This window comes from Streptomyces anandii JCM 4720 (genome assembly GCF_014650655.1).
In the GTDB taxonomy this organism is placed as follows: Bacteria; Actinomycetota; Actinomycetes; order Streptomycetales; family Streptomycetaceae; genus Streptomyces; species Streptomyces anandii.
On sequence record NZ_BMVJ01000002.1, the window covers coordinates 155,174 to 172,465 of the forward strand.

A 17,292-nucleotide genomic window follows, 5' to 3' on the forward strand; every position below is an offset into this window, starting at 1 on the left:
GGTAGGCAGGGGTGCGGTGCGGGCACTCCCCGCCCCCGAGCGGCGCGGTAGTGGAGAGCGACGTCGGCCGGGCCGGGGAAAGCGCCTTGACGGCCAGCTCGCGCACCGCTTCCGGCAGGTCGGTCATGGTGCCGGTGCCGGGAGCGAGGTAGCGGGCGTAGGCCATAGATGACTTGATGTCCACCCCAGGCCGTACCCCGTTACGGGAGGTCATGGCGCCCCGGTAGATCCAGTGCTCACCGCGCGTGGTCGCCACCGTCCGGGTGGCGGGAAGGGCGGTACGGGCCCATGCGATGGCGTCCGCGTCGTCCAGGTCCACGACAGTCAGGCCGGCGCCGCCGGGGTGGTAGCCGACGCACACCGCCTGCCGCCACGCCGAAGCCCACGACGGCGAGGTGAGCACGTGAGGGTCGGTGGTGGCGGCGGCCCACGCGTGGCACACGCCGGGGCACCGGCACGTGCCCGGGGTCTTCATGTTCGGCCGGCCGCCGCACGCGTTGTCCGCGCAGCGACGGCAGTTCCCGAACGGGACCTTTCCCTTGCGAAGGGGCAGCACGGGCAGTCCGCTGGCCGCGAGACGCAGAGCAGTACGCAGGTGCTGGTTCATGCCGCGCTCCTGTCGATGAGCAGCGTCTGGCGATGGGTGGGGATGGCGCGGATCACGCGGGTGCGCCAGTTGAGGGCGTAGTCGATGCAGTTGGCGCAGTTCTTGTGCGGGTGGCCGGGCAGGGGCGGCCGGCGGCGGGCGTGGGAGCTCCAGGCGGCGGAGTCTGCTGAGGCCAGCAGGTGGCCGACGCGTTCCAGGCCGAGGATCTTGAAGCCGAAGCCGTGCAGTTTGAAGCCGTGGGAGGCCATCGCGGTGACGATCGCGGCGCCCTGCCGGGTGGACTGCAACCGGCACACCGACCCGAGCCCCACCACGGGCTCACGACGCAGGTCGACCCCGGCCTTCTCATACAGCTCCACGCACCGCTCGTAGGCCGGGACGTTGTCACCTTGGATCACTGGGGCGATGCGCAGGTCGGGGGCGAGGGAGCGCAGTTCGAGGAAGTTGGCGACGGTGCGGCGCTGATGTTCGGCGACGCTGAGGTGGGTGCCGACGAAGTGCTGTCCCTGGAAGGTGCCGCCGTTGATGATGGCGTCCTCGCACATCCAGTCCTGCTGTGCGGCCCAGTCGTAGGGGCCGACGTGTTCCCAGATGCGGCGCAGGTCATCGACGTACTGGCGGGGCGTGCGGGTCCACGTGCCCTTGCTCTTCAGCTCCATGAAGCCGCCGGAGTCGATGGCGTAGGGGCCGCGGGCTTCGTCCCACTTGGCGGCGCGGTCGAAGTGCTCGGCCTTCAGGAACAGCGGCACTTCGGTCAGGCGCAGCCAGTGCCGCTTGTGGGTGGTCAGGTAGAACCGCATCCCGCCCGCGGCGGGAGCTCCCGCCGGTAAGGCTCGCGGAAGGGTGGTGGGTTGGGTCATCCTGGATGCCTCCAGTTCGATACCAGCGTGCTGGATCACAGGGGCGGCCCGGTCTTTGGCGAGAGGGGCCGCCCTTGGCATGTCAGCGGTGGTTGATGGTTCCGTTCGCGCGGCCGAAGAGGCCGGTGGCGGTGATGTTTTGCGTGATCTGCGTCGGTGCCGTCGGGCGCCGCCCGGAGCGCAGCAGGACGGGGACGGCGATGACCGCGGCGACGATCAGGGCGGCGGCGGACCACAGGGCGTGGCTCATGGCGATCAGTCCCGGTGCGGCGTAGGAGAGTCCGACGGATGCGGCGCCGATGCCGAGCCCAACGGTCGGGGCGAGCAGGGCGGTGGTCTTGGCCCAGGCCGGGATCGGCTGCACGGCCGGCGCCGCCGCGGGCGGGGTCGGGGCGGTGGGCGGTTGGGTGTAGGCGAGGGTGCGGATGCCGCCGGGCAGGGTGACCATCTGAACGCCCGGCGGCAGTTCCTCGGGCAGCATCGCCGGCCGCCCCCAACCGGTCTCGTGAGCTACGGCTCCGGTGGGCAGGGGGCAGACGGTGGTGATCTCGTACGGGGTCTGGGGGTGCACAACGCGGTCCCTTCAACGCGGCGGGCAGCCTCCGCCGTGTGGTGGCTGCCCGTGCCTTGCTTGTCGTGTCGCTTGTCGTGCGGCTTGTCGTCTGGCTTGTCGCTTGTCTTGTCTTGTCGCTTGTCGCCTTGTAGGTCACAAGCCGTTTCCAAGCCTCTGAGAGCCGCCGAGGGGGCTTGCTTAGAGCGGGGCGACAAGCGACAAGCGATCAGTTCTCGGGGGGCTGCTCTGGGGCGTGCTGGCGGTGGACGTAACGGGCTTTGGTGCCCTCTCCGACGCGCACGGCGATGCCCTGCCGGGTCCAGTCGCGGAGCCAGCCGACGACCGTCTGACGGCTGGTGCCGTACTCGTCGGCGAGCGCACGAGCGATCGCTGAGGCTCCGGTCCCGTCGGGGCCGGCGGCGAGCAGCAGCGCGAGCGCGGCCTGCTGCGCGGGGCTGTCCTGCTCCCCGCGCAGCGCCGACAGGTTCAGCCCGCCCGATGCCGGCGGCGCCGTATCGCTGGCCGGGGTGGTCGGGTCGGGTGCGGTGGCGAACTGGGCGTCGATCTGCGCCCGGAACTGGCGCAGCATCTCCTCTTCTGGCGAGACCTGCTCGGCCGGCTGGCCGGTGCGCAGCGCGGACAGGTTCAGCCCCGATCGTGCCTCGGTCGGCCCGGCCTCGATGGTGTCGGCGTTGGGGGTGTGGTCGCGCATCCATGCGGTGCGGTCGGTGTCCCAGCGTCCGGCGTAGGCGGGGCCGGCGGCTTTGGCGGACAGGTCGTCCAGGCGGGGGTGCCGGTCGGACGTGGCGGCGATGATGTCGCGGATCTGGTTGGGCAGGATCCGCCAGGTCTTGAATAGCGCGGCCGGGGACTCCGGGGTGCCCATGAACCCGGAACCCTTGTAGGGGGCCTGCTCGACGCGGAGCCCGCGGGAGCCGGGGAACATCTTGGACAGGTCCATGCCCTCGGTCTCGCCGCCGGTCAGGGCGACGCGCACCTTGGCCTCGCGGCGGATCATCAGGTTGCCCAGCACGTTGCCGGTCGCTCCGAGGGCGGTGAGGACGGTGCGGATGCCCATGGCGCGGGCGATCCGGATGACCTCCAGGATCTTCTCGGCGAGCTTGCGCATCTGCCGGTCGGGGCTGGCCAGGATCTCCGCGCCCTCGTCGATGACCAGCATGATCTGCGGAACCTGCGGGCTGATCGGGAGCAGGTCGGTGTTGTGGCGGGCGAGCAGGTCCTGATAGCCCATCTTGCGCTGCTTGGCCACGTTCACCGCGGTGTCCAGCATGGTCACCGCTTCCTCGAACGTCCCAGCGAGCCAGTCGATACCGGGCCGCACCGGCTTGCCGTCGCCCGTCTTGATCTCCCCGTTGAGCGCGGGCAGGACCCAGGGCAGGCCCGCGCTGCCGGCGTTCAGGTCGATGACCCAGGTCAGGATGTCCTCGGCGCGGGAGAACCCGGCGAGGATGCCGTGGACCATGTTGGTCTTGCCCGAACCGGTCGGGCCGACCACCAGCGCGCACTGCTCACGCAGATAGGCCCGGATCTCCTCGGCGTTGGTGCGGTAGCCCCAGGGGATGCCGGTGTGCAGGGACAGCGGCCCGTACTCGGTCGGGTAGGTGCGCTCCTGCTCCAGCACGTTGACGGTGGTCACGTCGATGATGACGCGCCCCTGATGGATGCCAGGCGACGCCGTGGCGGTGCAGCCGTGCGGCAACCGCGCATCCGCGGACAACCGCGCCGACTCGGCGGCAATCTTGTTCCAGGTGGCGCCACCGGGAGGGAGCTCCGCGTCGAGCGAGTAGCCGGTGCCGGTCTCCCACTTCTCCACACCCACCACGCGCACCGTGATGGAGCACACCCGCTGGATGCGGTCGATCCACTCAGCCGCGATCGCCCGACGCTCGGCGGACAGTTCGGCCGCGATCTGCCGCTGCTCCGCCGCGATCGCCTCCTCCTCCCGCGCCTCCTCATGCAGGGCGGTGGAGCGGGCGGCGGCGCCGATGCCGACGCCGATGGTGGCGAGCGAGCCGAGGGCGGCCCAGGTGAGGGGGCCGTGGGTGATGGCCCAGGTGGTCCATCCGGCGCCGACCAGCCAGGATGCGGCGCGGGTGGCGAGGGTGCGGCCGGCGTTACGGGCGCGGCGTCCGGCGACGGTGTGGCCGAGGGCGCCGGCCGCGCCGACGGCGAGCGCCCAACCGGGGGGCATGTGGGTGGTGGCGCCGGTGGTGGCGACGGCGAAGGCTCCGGTGGTGGCGGACAGGGCGCCGGTCACGGGTCCGTGACCGGCAGCCCAGTCCAGCACCGGGCCACTCGGCTGCTGTTTCGTGGTGGTGGTGGTGGCCATGGTTTAGACGTTCCAGCCCTTCTCGGCCTCGTGGCCGTTGCGGGGGTCCTCGTGGCGGGCGATGTCCTGCTCGTGGGCCTGCCGGAACAGCGGGCCCATGTCCTCGGCGACGGCGACGGCGCTCATCAGGGCGCCGAAGATGTCGTTGAAGCCGTCCGCGACTTCCTTCTCCAGCGGGAACTCGCTGTCGGAGCGCTCGGCGAGGATCTTCATCACGTTCGCCACGGACGTGAGGGCGGCCGGGAGGCCCTCGACCATGGCGAGGATCTCCATGGCGTTCTCGGGGTCGTACTGGCTGGCGGCCTGCTCCATCTCGGCGGCGGCCTCTTCGAACCGGAAACCGGACACGTGCTCTCCCTCACTGGAGTCGGGTGTGGTGCTGGTCGGAACGGTGGCCGCGGGCCGCTCGACCCCGTCCGCGATGCCGTCTGCGGGGTCCTTGGCGGCCTCGGCGTCGGCGGCTGCTTCCTGCTGGGCCTGCTCCTCGCGGATCGCCGCATCGCGTTCGGCGCGTTGCTCGGCCGCGACGCCGGCCAGGCGCCGGAAGAGGCGGCGGCCGGGGTGGATGAGCCAGGGGATGCCCAGCTTGCGGCCGATCGGGCTGGTGACCAGCCCGAGCAGTCCAAGCGGCAGGGCGAGCAGCGCGGCGAGCAGGCGCCGGCCGTGGAAGCGGGCTGCGGAGCGGCGCAGGGCCTGCCGGGCCGCCTTGCGGGCGGGTGCCTTGCGGACCTGGGCGCGCTGGGCGGCGACCTTGCCACCCGTCGCGGCGTCCCGCTTGGCACGGTGCTTGGTGATCGCCGCATCCCGGGCGGCGCGGGCCTTGCGGACGGCGCCGCCCAGCAGCCGCCCGGCGCTGCCAGCGTGCTTGCCCGGTCGGTTGGTGCCGGCGGCGGCTTTGGCCTGGCGGCGGGCGTCGGCGACCGCGCGGCGGGCCGCCGTGGTCTGCGCCCGCTGCCCGCCACGCGACCCGGCCGCGGCCTGCTGCGCCGAGCGCAGCGCCCTGACCTGTCCGAGGCGGCCCGCCGCCCTGCCCGCACCGCCACCCGCTCCCCTGGCTAGGCTCTGACCAGGCTTCTTGCCACTCCTGCTGCCCGGCGGCGTGCTGCCGTTGCGGGCGGCCGGTGTGGCCTTGCGGCGGTGCTGGCCCGGCACGCTGCCGAGCCGTCCCGCAGATCGGCCGCCCGCTGGGCGGCCGTTGCGGCTGGCCGTTGAGCGGCCGCTGCTGCGGTTGGGTGTGCCGCGGCCGGCGTTGCCCCGGCCGCTGCCTGCGGTCGCGCCCGTGCCCTTGGGGGCGAGGCCCGTGCTGCGAGCGGCGGCTGAGCGGCCGGCGGCGCGGGCCGCGGCGCGGCGGGCGTCGCGGCGCTCGTTGGGCTTGCGGGAGCGGGTGGCGGCGACGGTGCCGAGCACGACCGCGCCCGTGGCGGCGACCATCGCGGCGAGCGGGCCGCCGGCCAGGGACGCGGCGGCGACCATGCCCACCGTGGTGTTCGCCCCGGACAGGGCGAGCGGGACGACCGGCCAGCCCCCCGGCGTGTGCTCCACGGCCGGGGCCGGCGTGGCCGTGGTGGGGGTCGGGTCGGGCGGCGGGGGCGGGGTGGCCGGTGCCTCAACGGCTACCGGCTCGGTGCTGAGTTCCGTCATGCTGAGTGCACTCCTTCAGGGGAGTAGGGCCCGGCCGGGGCCGTGAGAAGTTGCCGGCCGGGCCTGCCAACGGGGGCTTATGCGGCGCGCTGTTCCTCGGGATAGGCGCAGGTGGCGCACATGCCGAGCGAGGCGGGGATGACGTAGCCGGCATCCCTGCGGCACTCGGGGCAGGTGCGGCGGGCGGCGTTCGCCCGCTCCAGCGCCGCCCACTTGGCGGGCGTCATGGGCCGCACGGGCTTGGCCTGCTCGATCGAGTACAGGTAGGCGACCAGCGGGCCACGCCGACGGCGCGGCCGTTCGAGCTGGGCGGCCACGTCCTGACCCCCGGGCCGCAAGCCTTGGGCGCGCAGCTGGCGGCGGGTGGCCAACCCATCGGGGGCCAGCCGCCACCGGTAGACCGGGACGGCGGCCATCACACGGCGGCGGTGTCGACGGCCCGCAGCAGCGGGCGGGAGGACTCCTCCTCGTCGCGGACGGCGAGGATCTGCTTGCGCCCCCACGACTCGCTCATGCCGAACGCCTCGCCCAGCGCACGCGCGCTGAGCGGGCGGCCCGCCTGTGCGGACTCCGTGTACGCACGGCGGGCGTCCTGCCGCATCCGCTCCAGCTCCGCCTCCTCGAACTGCGCCTGCCGCAACGCCTCATCGGCCATCTCGGCTTCGGGTGTGCGGGGGGCGTGCGGGGTGTGCGGAGCGGGCGCCCGCTCGGCGTCCGCACGGGTCATGACCAGCGCGGACGGCTCCGCCAGCAGCGCGGCGGCGACGGGGTCGGGGGTGGCTGTGGGGGTGGGCTGTTCGGGGTGTGCGGGGGTGTGCGGGGCGGGTACGGATTCCTGCCCGTCCGGCCCGCACACCGGCGCCTCGGTGGTGGCGGGGGTGCGCTGGTGGAGCACCTTGGCCACCAGGTCCGAGCCGAAGTAGATCGACCCGACCGGCAGCGAAGAGGCCAGCAGGACCAGCACCCAGTGCGCCCCGTTCCACTGCGCCAGCCGCACCCGGCCGGCCGGGGCATCGTGCAGGGCGGGGACCAGCCCGTGCACGTAGTTCAGAACGAGCGAGGCGAGGGTGTAGGTGGCCAGCACCCGCAGCGCGAACCGCTTGTCGCCCCGATCGGTCAACACGAGAGTGGCCACCAGCGCCAACGCCATCAACCCGTCCACCACGAACGGATACAGCAGCGCCGCGGTGGCGTCCGCGCCGATCGCCTTGGCCACATCCCGCAGCGCGTTCCACGACACCCGAAACGCCATCGCGACAACCGCGACCAGCGCCAGGACCAGCAGAACCCTTCCCTTACGGTTCACACCACACCCCCGTCGGTCCACGGGGTGTAGGTGACGGGCCCGAGCCGCACCATGTCCCGCAGCGTCGCGGCGGCCCCGCCCAGCTCGTGGTCGTCCTGCAGGACGCAGGCAAGCGCGACCCGCGCCTCCATCGCCCGCCGGTCCAGCAGCCGGGCGTAAGCGCGCTCATCCGCGTCGGTCAGGCCCGGCAACGGCAGGTCCAGCGCGTCATGAACCGCGCGCAGCAGCGCCACCACCGGCTCCGGAAGGGAACCGAGGCGTACGGTCGGCTCCCTCATGCCGCACCGCCCGCGGCGTCCTGTTCGGCCGCGCGGTTGGCCAGCGCACGCCGCGCGGCCAGCACCCGGCGACGGGCCCGGCGCAGCCGGCGCGCGTCCACCTCCGACGGGATGCGGTCAAGGGTGGTGATGTGTGCGTCGAGCAGTTCCACTTCCGCCACGATGAGCGGGAGCTCCCGCTCGATGGCGTCCAGCTCCGCGGCGGTCGGCTCGCGGTCGTACTCGCCGGCGGTAACAACCGCCTGAACAGCAACGATGTGCCTCATGGGTCGTGTGTCCTCTCAACAGGTAAACGGCCCAAGCAGCGCCCCGGAGTTGCCGCTCCGGGGCGCGCGCCGTTGAAGTCGGTGGATCCGGCTCCCCACGCCTCGCCCGTACGACCGACGCACCAAGTGCGTGGCCGGACGGGCGAGGGAGGCAACCAGCCGCAGCGCTAGCCGCTGCGAGCCGATAAGAGCGGACCGGATTGGGCCGCGAGCGCGTGTTCCACTCACGAAGCGAGATGACCTACTGGCGCCCGCCGGCCGGTCCGTCGCGGCGGCGCCCAACGCTTGCGTCGATGCACCGGACTGCCTCTCAGTCGAGGTCAACAAGGGATGAAGCACTGCAAGGGGGACCATGTCCCCACCCTCCGGCCGTTGCTCGCGGTCACCGGGCCACCTCGCCAGTACGGGTCGAAACCCTGTTCAGCCTGGCCTTCAGCGGGATTGCAGCGTCCCCGCCTTCTGCGCATGCGGCATGAAGCCGCCTTCCGACCGAGGGCTCGCTTCGGTCGTTGCAGTACCTGTTTTACAGGTACTGCATGAGGATCCGTCAAGTACGTTGCGGACTGTCTTGGTTCTCGCGCCGGGACGTCTTGGCGCACATTCAGAATCGATGCAGGTCAGGGGAGTTGGACACCGCACCCATGGACAGCTCTGGGACTTCTGGCTACGGTCAGGAAGTCCCTAGACGTCCCCACGGGGGGTGCAGATGCCGAACGAGCGTTTACGGTCAGCCCTTCTGGCACGCGGTATGACCGTCCAGAGCCTCGCTGAGGCGATCGAGGTCAACCCGAAGACGGTGGAGCGCTGGATCACGCAAGGCAAGGTGCCGTACCGGCGCCACCAGTACGCGACGGCGGCGGTGCTGAAGGTCGACGTGACGACGCTGTGGGATGACGAGCGGGCCGCCGAGAGCGCCGCGGACATGGCCAAAGCCGAGATCGTCGCTGTCTACCCGCATAGGCACACCGTGCCGCCGAACCTCTGGCGCGACCTCTACGCGCACGCGGAGAGGAACGTGGACGTCCTCGTCTACTCGGGTCTCTTCCTGTCGGAGGATCACCTGTTCCACGACCTTCTGAAGAGAAAGGTGGAAGGGACCGCGCAGGTCCGCATCCTGCTGGGGGACCCTGAGTGTGAAGCCGTTCGACAGCGCGGCATCGACGAGGGACACCGGATCATGGACGGCAAGATCCGGAACGCGTTGGTGAACTACCGGCCCCTCATCGAGAGTCACCCTGAGATTGGGTTCCGGCTCCACGCCACCACGCTGTACAACTCCATATACCGAGCCGATGACGAGATGCTCGTCAACCCCCACGTCTACGGCATCGGCGCCTACATGGCCCCCGTGTTCCACCTGCGACGTATGCCGGGCGGCGGACTGTTCGACACGTACGCGAATAGCATCGAGCAGACCTGGGGAGGCGCTCGCCAGGTGACGGACCGCGACATCACGGGAGCCTGACTATGGGACGCATCGACTACCTGCACGACCCTGACGCCCCGCCGGCCAACTCCGTGGTGCCGTCTGTCGTCGCGCTCGTCCAGAACGACGCTGGTCAGGTGCTGATGATTCAGCGGTCGGACAACGGGCGGTGGGCCCTGCCGGGAGGCGGTCACGACGTCGGTGAATCAATCAGCGACACGGTCGTGCGAGAGGTCTGGGAAGAGACCGGGATCAAGGTGGAGGTCGTGGACGTGTCCGGGCTCTATACCGACCCCGGACACGTGATGAAGTACGACGACGGCGAGGTGCGCCAGCAGTTCAGTATCTGCTTTCGTGCGCGGCCGATCGGTGGCGAACTGCGCACGAGCAACGAGTCCACTCAGGTCCGATGGGTCGACCTCGCAGAGCTCGGGACGCTTGACGTGCACCCCACCATGCGGCTCCGGATCGAGCACGCGATGGACCGGACGCGCACGACGCCCTACATCGGCTGAATCTTGGCAGCGGCAACCCGTTCAAGTACGCGGGCCGTCGACGCCAGGATTTCGGGTTCTGCCCGACGGATAAACGTTCCGATCAGGCTCTCCGGTCCGTACCGCCCTGCGATCTCGTTGACGCGGTCGATCGGGTTCGTCGGGCTGCCGTCGGGGGTGGTGTTCATGTCGCAGTAGCAGAGGGCGTCGTTCAGATGCTCGCTCTCCCGAGGGAACTCCTCCTCCAGCTCCGACCGCAGGCCGCGTGCTTCCGCCTCCATCCATGCACAGGAGTGGTGGGCGACCAGGTTGACGACGCGGGGGTCTGCGTCGGCGACATCCTGGAGGTAGCGCGCGCCGTCCAGCGGATGAAAGCCCGTCTTGGCCAGGCCAGGCGCATACCCGATGTCGTGCAGCACCGCCGCGGCCTCCAGCAAATCCGAGTCCTCGCCGAGAGCAACCGCGAGCGTGCGCGCTCGCTCTGCGACTCCAAGGCAGTGCTTCCACCGCCGCGGCAACGGCTCAGCGAGCAGCGACTCCGCCAGGGGGTAGGCCCACTCGGTCAACCTAGGCAAGCTACGAACGCTCCTCTCGCGCCGGCACGGCACGGACTGTCCGCACCCTGCCCTGACCGCCCCCCGTAAGCACGCCGGCGGCTTCCAATTTCTCCAGAGCCTTGGTCACTGTGGGACGAGAGACGCGAAAGCGGTCTGCCAGCGCGGAAGCGCTGGGAAAAGGTTGCCCCGCTTCAAGACCATCAGCCGTGATGACGTCTGCGATTCGCTGCTCGAGCGGGCGCCGGTCCACCCGAGTACCCGCGCGCAGGACGCGCCACCGCCCGCCTGGTACCGGCTCAGCGACACCTTCCTGTCTCAACACGGCGAATGCCCGGAGCGCAACCCCCCGTGAAACCTTGTGGTCGCGCATGACCTCAGCCAGGGACGGAAGCTCCGTCATGTCCGGGTCCGTCACGATCCCTGTCCTTAGCGTGTCGGCGATCCTCAGGAAGGTCCCCCGAGGGTTGGCTTGCTGCGGCACTTGCTCTCCCTCTTCCCCTCACTAGAGCCGAACAAGAAGCTTACTCAAGTCGGCCCGCGGCACTGGGCGCTCGTGCGGCTGCGGGCACGGGACCTCGCATTTGGGTGGCAAGATGCGGGTCTCTACAGAGGTGACGGTAGGCGAGTTCAGGGCTCCTGGCTTCTTTCTGCCAAAGAGAGCGTCAATCCGGCACAGCTAACGAGAAGCCCTATCACGCTCGATACTCCTGCAGACGTGATGATGCTCGTGAAAAAGAAGCTTCCCGTTTTGCCGTCATCGATACCGACAGCCAAAGTGGCTGTCACGAGAATCACCATCAGTAGCGCGCTGGTTGCTAGGAGGATTTTGCTAATTCCCACTCGCGCATCAGCTAGCCGGTTTTCACGTTGGCGTTCTTCTGAGGTTTCTGCAGATCTCCTGCCGAATGCGGCCATGATTGCGACTGCTGCGAGAGCGAAACCGAGAAGCCCGCTTGAACTGCCGGTTAGGGATGAGTAGATCTCCTTGCGGTGATCGGCATCCAAGCGGGCCAGTAGGAGCGCTCCTTCTTTAACAAAGCGCGTCGTTATGAAACCAGCTTCGGTCCCGAGGAAGATGAGGAGCGGGAGGGTCCATAGATGTCGGTCAAGCCATTGCCCTATTGATCGCCACACAGGCCCTCCGTTAGATTTATTACCCCTTGCCCCGCATCTTCTGTCCCTGCACAGCCGAGGCGAGTTTTCCGTCGCGCTGAAACGTTTTGTAGGCCTGGTCCAGAGCCAGGAAGACTTCGTCCGGATTGGGCATGGATGGCACCGTGTTGCTGCGTGAGAAGTCCTGTTCAACCTGCAAGCGTTCTTGCAGCAAGTTGATGGTCTCCACGCGCCCGGTTGCGCTGTTTCGTCCGCGGATGATCATGTTCGTGACGAAGTCGTCGGCCTGCTCGGCAAGGGCGAAGACCTGCTCCTCGGTTTCGCCGTCGAGGTACCGGTCGCGCGGACCGTACCTACCCATGCCAAGAGTGAACCGAATGGAGGGAGCTTTGCGCCCGAAGCTCTCCGGGATGAGAGTGCCGAAGACCTGACCCGATGTCTCTGTGTGCCGCCTTGTCATCGCCACTTCGACGGATCGCACCTGCCCTTCCATCGCCTTCAGCTTGTCAATCATGTCCTCTCGGTAAAGAGCGTCAAACTTGACGTGAGCATTCATCTTTCGGCGCAGGAAGAGCGACAATCGAGAGATGCGCGGGACGTCTTTTGCGTAGTCGTGGGCACAGACTCCGTCGGGCCAGAGCGAAACGTGGCTGACGTCGGCCGGGTACTCGTGGGCTCGGAGGGAGATCGGGCTGACGCTGCCTGTGCTATCCCACTTAAAGGGGCGATTATCTGCTCCCCGCAGTGCAAAAAGGCGCAGGTTTGTCGGCTCGCTGCCAGTACCGATCGACGCGACCTCTACCGCCGTCACTGCGTCGCCGTCGTCAAAGATCGCGAAGTTGCCATCTGCGGCGATCGCGGAGCTCAGAGCGGACGCGACGTCACGCGGGTTGAAGTTGGGCTTCCCGGCTACGGAGCCCCAGCGGTGAAATATGAGCCTGCGCTTCAACATGACGTCATGTTAGCCCCCCAGTTACCGAACGACTACGGAAAGGTGTAGCCGTGCGTTCGATTTTAAGTTCGATTTTATTCGCTTGCAACCTCTGTGACCTGCGGAAGGGTGCCTCCAGAGTCAGACACTAAGAGTCTGCCAGGGGGGTCTGACAGTGACGGGTCGTCAGGTTGCTGGGGGTGGTCGCGGTACGTCCCCCTGAGTCCCTCGGGGGTTGGCGGTAGTGGCTCGCAGTGGACGGCTGGCGAAGTGGTAGGGGTGGCCTGTGTCGTTCGTGGGGCACTCCTGGTCTCACTTGTGGTCTCAATCGGTGTTCGATCCACAGTCAGTCGCCTCTGTCCACTGTGGTCCACCGTGGCCGTTGAGCAGGTGTGCAAGCGGGTCGTGACGCGGAAGGCTCCGCGGTCGCGGCACCGCCCGACACGGCCTGACGGGCACCAAGAGTGACGAGGTACGGAGCGCGGTCGTCATGTCAGACGGGGTGTCAAGGCTCGTCACCGAGTGCTGCATGGCCACATGGGAAGAGGTGTTTGCCGCACTGCAGGCGGGGGCGTGACCTTATCGAGCTGTTCGCAAGGTTGAGGCGACAGACCCAACTGGCATCCGGTGGCCGCGGTGCCAATCTGGGGATGACCCGAGCGTGGCCTTCTGTTAGTGGTGACGGCGGGGACTGGCGCGTTCGCGTAGGTCAGCCCATACCCCAACAGCAGCGAACAACCGCGGTCCACTGTGGGAGCCCTCGCCAACTCCCGGCCCGCACACGAGCAAGCCCACTCGCCAGCGAACGACGCCGCCGGCGAGTGGGCTTGCTGGCGTCCGATCCGGCGTCACTTCCGTTGTCTGGCACCCGCGTTCAGCCGCCGCAGCCGTGGACCCTTAACTTTCCTCGTGATATTTTCACGCCTGTGATTAAGGATGAGGTCGCCCGCATCCGTGATGCCGCGGCGCAACTCTGCGAACCCCTGCACGACGCCTTCGCTTGGGCTGTTCAGCGGCAGCGCAGCCGACTCCCTGAGATGAACGGCCCCGCCTACGGGTGGATCCGCACCCACATGACCCGCGCCCTTGTCCACTCCCGGCTCACGTCAGCAGCCGACAGCCTCGGAGACTGGAAGCTCAGCGGCAACCATCGCCGCAATGGAGAGCTGTGGTTGACAAACGACGAGTACCGCACCCGCCTGCTGCACGGTTTCCGGGATGACCACGTCCCAGCTCCTGGGCCCAACCGTCAGCGTCGGGCCTTCTACCAGAACCGGCCGCTGGCCAAGTTTGGCCAGATGACCCTGCTCGGGCCGGAGGACAACGACCTGCTTATCCTCTGGCGTATCGATGCTGAAGGTGCCCCGTTGTTTCGGGTGGTGCGGACGATCGGCACATGGCGGTTCGGCAAGGAGCAGTTAGTCGATCTTGACTTCCCGCTCCTCACCAGCGCGTCCGACCTGCGCGACCTTCACTTCGAGCCGCAAGATGAAGGTCTGGAACTTGAACTTCCGAATGAGGAGACGAACGATGCCGACGGCACTGGAGGCTTCTCCTGGTGAGCGGCTGCGGACCCTCCGTGACCTTCTTGGGCTCACAGGTGCCGACCTCCATCGCCTGACCAAGATCAGTCAGAGCTGGATCTCGCAAGTTGAGACTGGCGCCCGAGAGCCGGCAGAGGACCGGCTCCGCGTCATCGCCGAAGCCACCGACACCCCGATGAGCTTCTTCTACGCTAGGCCGTCTTCTGTGCCACTGGACTCCTTGCGCTTCCGGAAGATGGCAACTGCTAGCAGGACTGTCACACGTCGCATCAGCGCGTTCTATGGCGAAGGCTTCCGCGTAACCGAAGAGATCACGGGCCGAGCCCACTACCCAGCTCCGCCTCTCCCGTTCGCCAGCGAGTCGGAGCTTGGCGACGATGACATTGAGGAACTTGCAGCGCAGACCCGTGTCGCCATGCGCTTGGCTGCTGACAAGCCGATCCCCCACCTGACCCGCGCCCTGGAACGGGCGGGCATCGCCGTTGCTCCCATCGTGCTACCTGACCCAACGGGTGACTCCGTTAGCCCAACAAACAAGCACTTCGGTGTGTCGTACTGGGCGGGGATCGGGGAAACAGCGCTGATCGCATACTTCCCCGGCCCCCAGGGAGACCGCGACCGGTTCACCCTTGCCCATGAACTTGGCCACCTTGTGCTTCACACGTTCAGGCCCCACGCAGCGGATCCAGAAGGTGAGGCGAACCGTTTCGCGGGCGCCTTTCTCGTGCCCTACGAACGGGCGCGAGAGGAGATGACAGACCGCCTAACGTTGGAGGGCTTCGCCCGCCGCAAGCAGGTTTGGGGGGTGTCCATCCAAGCCCTCATCCTTCGCGGCGCTGCTGTAGGCAACATCGGTGAGAGTCGCAAGCGTTCGCTGTATGTGCAGCTAACTCAGCGAGGCTGGCGGAAGGAAGAGCCCGTGTCAGTCGGCCAAGAGGACCCCTTGCTCCTGTTTACCCTGCTCCAGCGCCAGTTCGGAGACAAGCCGTACTTGCCTGCCTCGGACGAGCTCGCGATCCAACCCACCGTTCTGCGCTCCATTGCTCCACAGCCGGTCAGCAGGAGACCTGCCTCTGAAGCGTCGATGCCTCGCCCTGACGGAAAGGTCTTGAGCTTCGGTCACCGCGCCGCGCAATCGCCGACGACTATCCGAAGAGCAGCACAGTAGTGCTTAGAAGCGTGAGTCGATTAGCGCTTCTACGGCCACGAGCCAGCCGATGGATCACTAGCCCTTCGTCTCCACAAGCCACCGTGGGTTCCACACCTACCGCGCAGGTGAACGGCCTCTGACCTCTCACTGAGGTTCATTCGCACGCCACAGCGCCGTCACCGCCCCACGGGGCTCAACGAGCCGGACACGGGCGCTGCGGCGGCGTACACCGCCGCAGCACCGTCGATCGACTCACGGATCTCGTGAGTCGGACGACCACGGGTGGTCGGCCGTCGATGAGGGACAACGTTCTCTTGGGTTGCCCGCTCCGCCCCAGGTGGCAGCGCGGCCAACCTCTGGCCAACTCGCCGCGGATGGCGCCCGGTGATAGGTCGCTTTCGCTGGTCAAGTTGCCTCTAACGTCGCCCCGGCCGGCCGGCCGGCCGCGCCAAGGCGGGGCGCTGGCGAGCTGCGGGCATGCGGTGGGAGACACCCTCTGCGGCTGGGGCGGCCGGTTCCGCGGCTTTAGGCAGCTACATTGAGGCGAGCCTCTAAGATCACGGCCCCAGCGTCGTGCTTACCGGGCAGGTCCACAGACTGCCCGACGCACCGCAAGCTTACGAGGCCATGATCACTCGCCCCAAAGCAGCTCCAGCCCAAAGCCGTTCAACCGCCCACTCGCCCAGGCACAGGAACGGTCAGACGGACCCATCGTCTCGCTCTAGATCACGCAGAAGCTCTGGCGAATCCCTTACAGCCTTGCGCGTCCGTTCCTTGGCTGCCTCAAGTCGCCTCTTTCGGAACCACCGGGAGCGCTGAGGGTGCCACAGAGCTTGGTAGATCATCTCGGCCGCCTCGTTCAGGCCTTGCAGGTGGTGGCGTTCCAGCCACCCGCCCCCCTCATCCGGACCGCCGTGCCGATCATAGTTACGACGGCTCTGCCTATAGAGGGCCACCCTCGTGGTCACGTACCAATTCGAGAGGTCACGACGTACCCCCGCGATCATGGAGGCTGATTCGAATGCGTGCAGGGCCTTACGGAGCCGGGGCCAGGCCTCGGGGTCGTCTGCACGCCAAACAAGCTCATCCAGTTCCGTCATGGCGCGCCGAACTTCGGCACGTGCTTTACGACGTTCGGGGCCAGCACTCACGTATTGGGCTACCACTTGGCCTGCGACACCACCAATGCTGCCCGCACCAAGTAGCTGCAACCATCCAACAAGATCAGCCATCGGGCGACGGTAACAGGGGACTTGAGCCGAGCGGTGCGACCGAGTCGGAGGGAAGCTACGGCCCCGATCGCCCACTCATGCTCAGACCGACGAGGCCGCACACAGGACTCGGACCGTGCCACTCTCGCGCCAGAACGAGTGGGGACTCACGCGGAATCAAGGCGGGCGACTTGGCAGCATGGCGCCAAGTAGGGGAACCGGCAGGTCACGGCTCCGCCGAGCAATGCTCAAGACTTGTGGACCAGCGGAACGGACGCGGAGGACAGAGCCATTGACGTCATCGAGTAGGCCCGCGTTGCAGCGCGGGTCGGGAAGGCACGCCCGTGCTCAGGGTAGTCACCGAGGCCGGCACCACCCCGTGTCAGGCTGTGGCCATGATCGGTGATGTACCCAACGTTGAAGTGGGTCAGGAGTTCAGCACCCGCCGGCAGGCGCACGAGGCGGGTGTCCATAGGCCCTTGCAGGCGGGCATCTGCGGAACGAAGAAGACCGGTGCCGAGTCCATCGTCGTGTCCGGCGGCTACAAGGACGATGAGGACTACGGAGACGTCATCGTCTACACCGGCCACGGTGGCCAGAACGGCGCCGGCAAGCAGGTGAGCGACCAGACCTTGGACGACTCCGGCAACGCAGCGCTCGTGACCAGCTACCTCGAAGGATTGCCTGTCCGCGTTCTGCGCGGCTACCAGGCTGGCACCCCTTACGCCCCAGCGTCCGGGTACCGGTACGACGGCCTGTACCGAGTCACCAACTACGGCAGCAAGCTCGGCATCGATGGCCGCCTGATCTGGCAGTTCCGCCTTGAAGCCTATGACGACACACCCACGCCCCAGGCGACGCAGCAGCCGGAGCTCCCGAACACGACTGCCGAGTCGGAACCTGCCGCTGCCACGGGGAACGAAACCCCGGAGCGCGTCACCTCGACCGTGCAGCGCATCGTTCGGAGCAGTGCCGTGAAGCGGCAGGTAAAGGAGTGGCACGACA

At 68.1% G+C, this 17,292-nt stretch carries 18 protein-coding genes; 5 read left to right on the plus strand and 13 right to left on the minus strand.

The window, feature by feature from the left end; all coding sequences use genetic code 11:
- From IE249_RS03825 to IE249_RS03865, 9 genes are all read right to left on the minus strand, one after another.
- Nucleotides 1–607, minus strand: a 607-nt coding sequence (locus tag IE249_RS03825; RefSeq protein ID WP_229857456.1) for a bifunctional DNA primase/polymerase, incomplete at its 3' end; no start/stop codon positions are given.
- On the minus strand, nt 604–1,407 hold the full coding sequence (locus IE249_RS03830; protein ID WP_189703349.1) for a deazapurine DNA modification protein DpdA family protein: 804 nt from the start codon (nt 1,405–1,407) through the stop codon (nt 604–606). The genes IE249_RS03825 and IE249_RS03830, both read right to left, overlap by 4 nt.
- 142 nt (nt 1,408–1,549) lie before the next feature.
- Entirely contained in the window at nt 1,550–2,038 is a 489-nt protein-coding gene (locus tag IE249_RS03835; protein ID WP_189703350.1) for a hypothetical protein, read from the minus strand.
- Nucleotides 2,039–2,246: 208 nt separating this feature from the next.
- Complete coding sequence (locus tag IE249_RS03840; RefSeq protein WP_189703351.1) at nt 2,247–4,370, minus strand: hypothetical protein; 2,124 nt, start codon at nt 4,368–4,370, stop codon at nt 2,247–2,249.
- Between the two features lie 3 nt (nt 4,371–4,373).
- Nucleotides 4,374–6,011: a hypothetical protein gene (locus IE249_RS03845; RefSeq protein ID WP_189703352.1), complete on the minus strand. Its 1,638-nt coding sequence runs from the start codon at nt 6,009–6,011 to the stop codon at nt 4,374–4,376.
- A gap of 77 nt (nt 6,012–6,088) precedes the next feature.
- Nucleotides 6,089–6,427, minus strand: a complete 339-nt coding sequence (locus IE249_RS03850) for an RRQRL motif-containing zinc-binding protein (RefSeq protein WP_189703680.1) — start codon at nt 6,425–6,427, stop codon at nt 6,089–6,091.
- Complete coding sequence (locus tag IE249_RS03855; protein ID WP_189703353.1) at nt 6,427–7,317, minus strand: DUF2637 domain-containing protein; 891 nt, start codon at nt 7,315–7,317, stop codon at nt 6,427–6,429. Before IE249_RS03855 ends, IE249_RS03850 begins: the two co-directional genes overlap by 1 nt.
- Complete coding sequence (locus tag IE249_RS03860) at nt 7,314–7,595, minus strand: hypothetical protein (protein WP_189703354.1); 282 nt, start codon at nt 7,593–7,595, stop codon at nt 7,314–7,316. The genes IE249_RS03855 and IE249_RS03860 overlap by 4 nt, the downstream gene beginning before the upstream one ends.
- A complete protein-coding gene (locus tag IE249_RS03865) occupies nt 7,592–7,861 on the minus strand; it encodes a DUF6284 family protein (RefSeq protein ID WP_189703355.1) in 270 nt (89 codons plus the stop codon). Before IE249_RS03865 ends, IE249_RS03860 begins: the two co-directional genes overlap by 4 nt.
- 748 nt (nt 7,862–8,609) lie before the next feature.
- Between IE249_RS03865 and IE249_RS03870 the strand changes: the two genes are divergently transcribed.
- Together IE249_RS03870 and IE249_RS03875 are read left to right on the plus strand one after the other, a co-directional pair.
- The gene (locus IE249_RS03870) at nt 8,610–9,326 is read left to right on the plus strand and encodes an XRE family transcriptional regulator (protein ID WP_229857458.1); all 717 of its coding nucleotides are present in this window, start codon (nt 8,610–8,612) and stop codon (nt 9,324–9,326) included.
- A 2-nt stretch (nt 9,327–9,328) separates the two neighbouring features.
- The gene (locus IE249_RS03875) at nt 9,329–9,802 is read left to right on the plus strand and encodes an NUDIX domain-containing protein (protein WP_189703357.1); all 474 of its coding nucleotides are present in this window, start codon (nt 9,329–9,331) and stop codon (nt 9,800–9,802) included.
- On the opposite strand, the gene IE249_RS03880 is transcribed toward IE249_RS03875, so the two are convergent.
- From IE249_RS03880 to IE249_RS03895, 4 genes are all read right to left on the minus strand, one after another.
- Complete coding sequence (locus IE249_RS03880; protein ID WP_189703358.1) at nt 9,790–10,356, minus strand: HD domain-containing protein; 567 nt, start codon at nt 10,354–10,356, stop codon at nt 9,790–9,792. The two genes, IE249_RS03875 and IE249_RS03880, sit on opposite strands and share 13 nt — an antisense overlap.
- Nucleotide 10,357: 1 nt before the next feature.
- On the minus strand, nt 10,358–10,738 hold the full coding sequence (locus tag IE249_RS03885) for a GntR family transcriptional regulator (RefSeq protein ID WP_308434312.1): 381 nt from the start codon (nt 10,736–10,738) through the stop codon (nt 10,358–10,360).
- Between the two features lie 227 nt (nt 10,739–10,965).
- Complete coding sequence (locus IE249_RS03890; protein ID WP_189703360.1) at nt 10,966–11,343, minus strand: hypothetical protein; 378 nt, start codon at nt 11,341–11,343, stop codon at nt 10,966–10,968.
- A gap of 148 nt (nt 11,344–11,491) precedes the next feature.
- Nucleotides 11,492–12,403, minus strand: a complete 912-nt coding sequence (locus tag IE249_RS03895) for a hypothetical protein (RefSeq protein WP_189703361.1) — start codon at nt 12,401–12,403, stop codon at nt 11,492–11,494.
- Nucleotides 12,404–13,308: 905 nt separating this feature from the next.
- Here IE249_RS03895 and IE249_RS03900 point away from each other — a divergent pair.
- The 3 genes from IE249_RS03900 to IE249_RS03910 form a co-directional block, all read left to right on the plus strand.
- The gene (locus IE249_RS03900) at nt 13,309–13,944 is read left to right on the plus strand and encodes a hypothetical protein (protein WP_189703362.1); all 636 of its coding nucleotides are present in this window, start codon (nt 13,309–13,311) and stop codon (nt 13,942–13,944) included.
- The gene (locus IE249_RS03905; RefSeq protein ID WP_189703363.1) at nt 13,913–15,094 is read left to right on the plus strand and encodes a helix-turn-helix domain-containing protein; all 1,182 of its coding nucleotides are present in this window, start codon (nt 13,913–13,915) and stop codon (nt 15,092–15,094) included. The genes IE249_RS03900 and IE249_RS03905 overlap by 32 nt, the downstream gene beginning before the upstream one ends.
- A gap of 1,588 nt (nt 15,095–16,682) precedes the next feature.
- Nucleotides 16,683–17,292 (plus strand): YDG/SRA domain-containing protein (locus IE249_RS03910; RefSeq protein ID WP_229857460.1); only part of this gene is annotated, 610 nt, incomplete at its 3' end.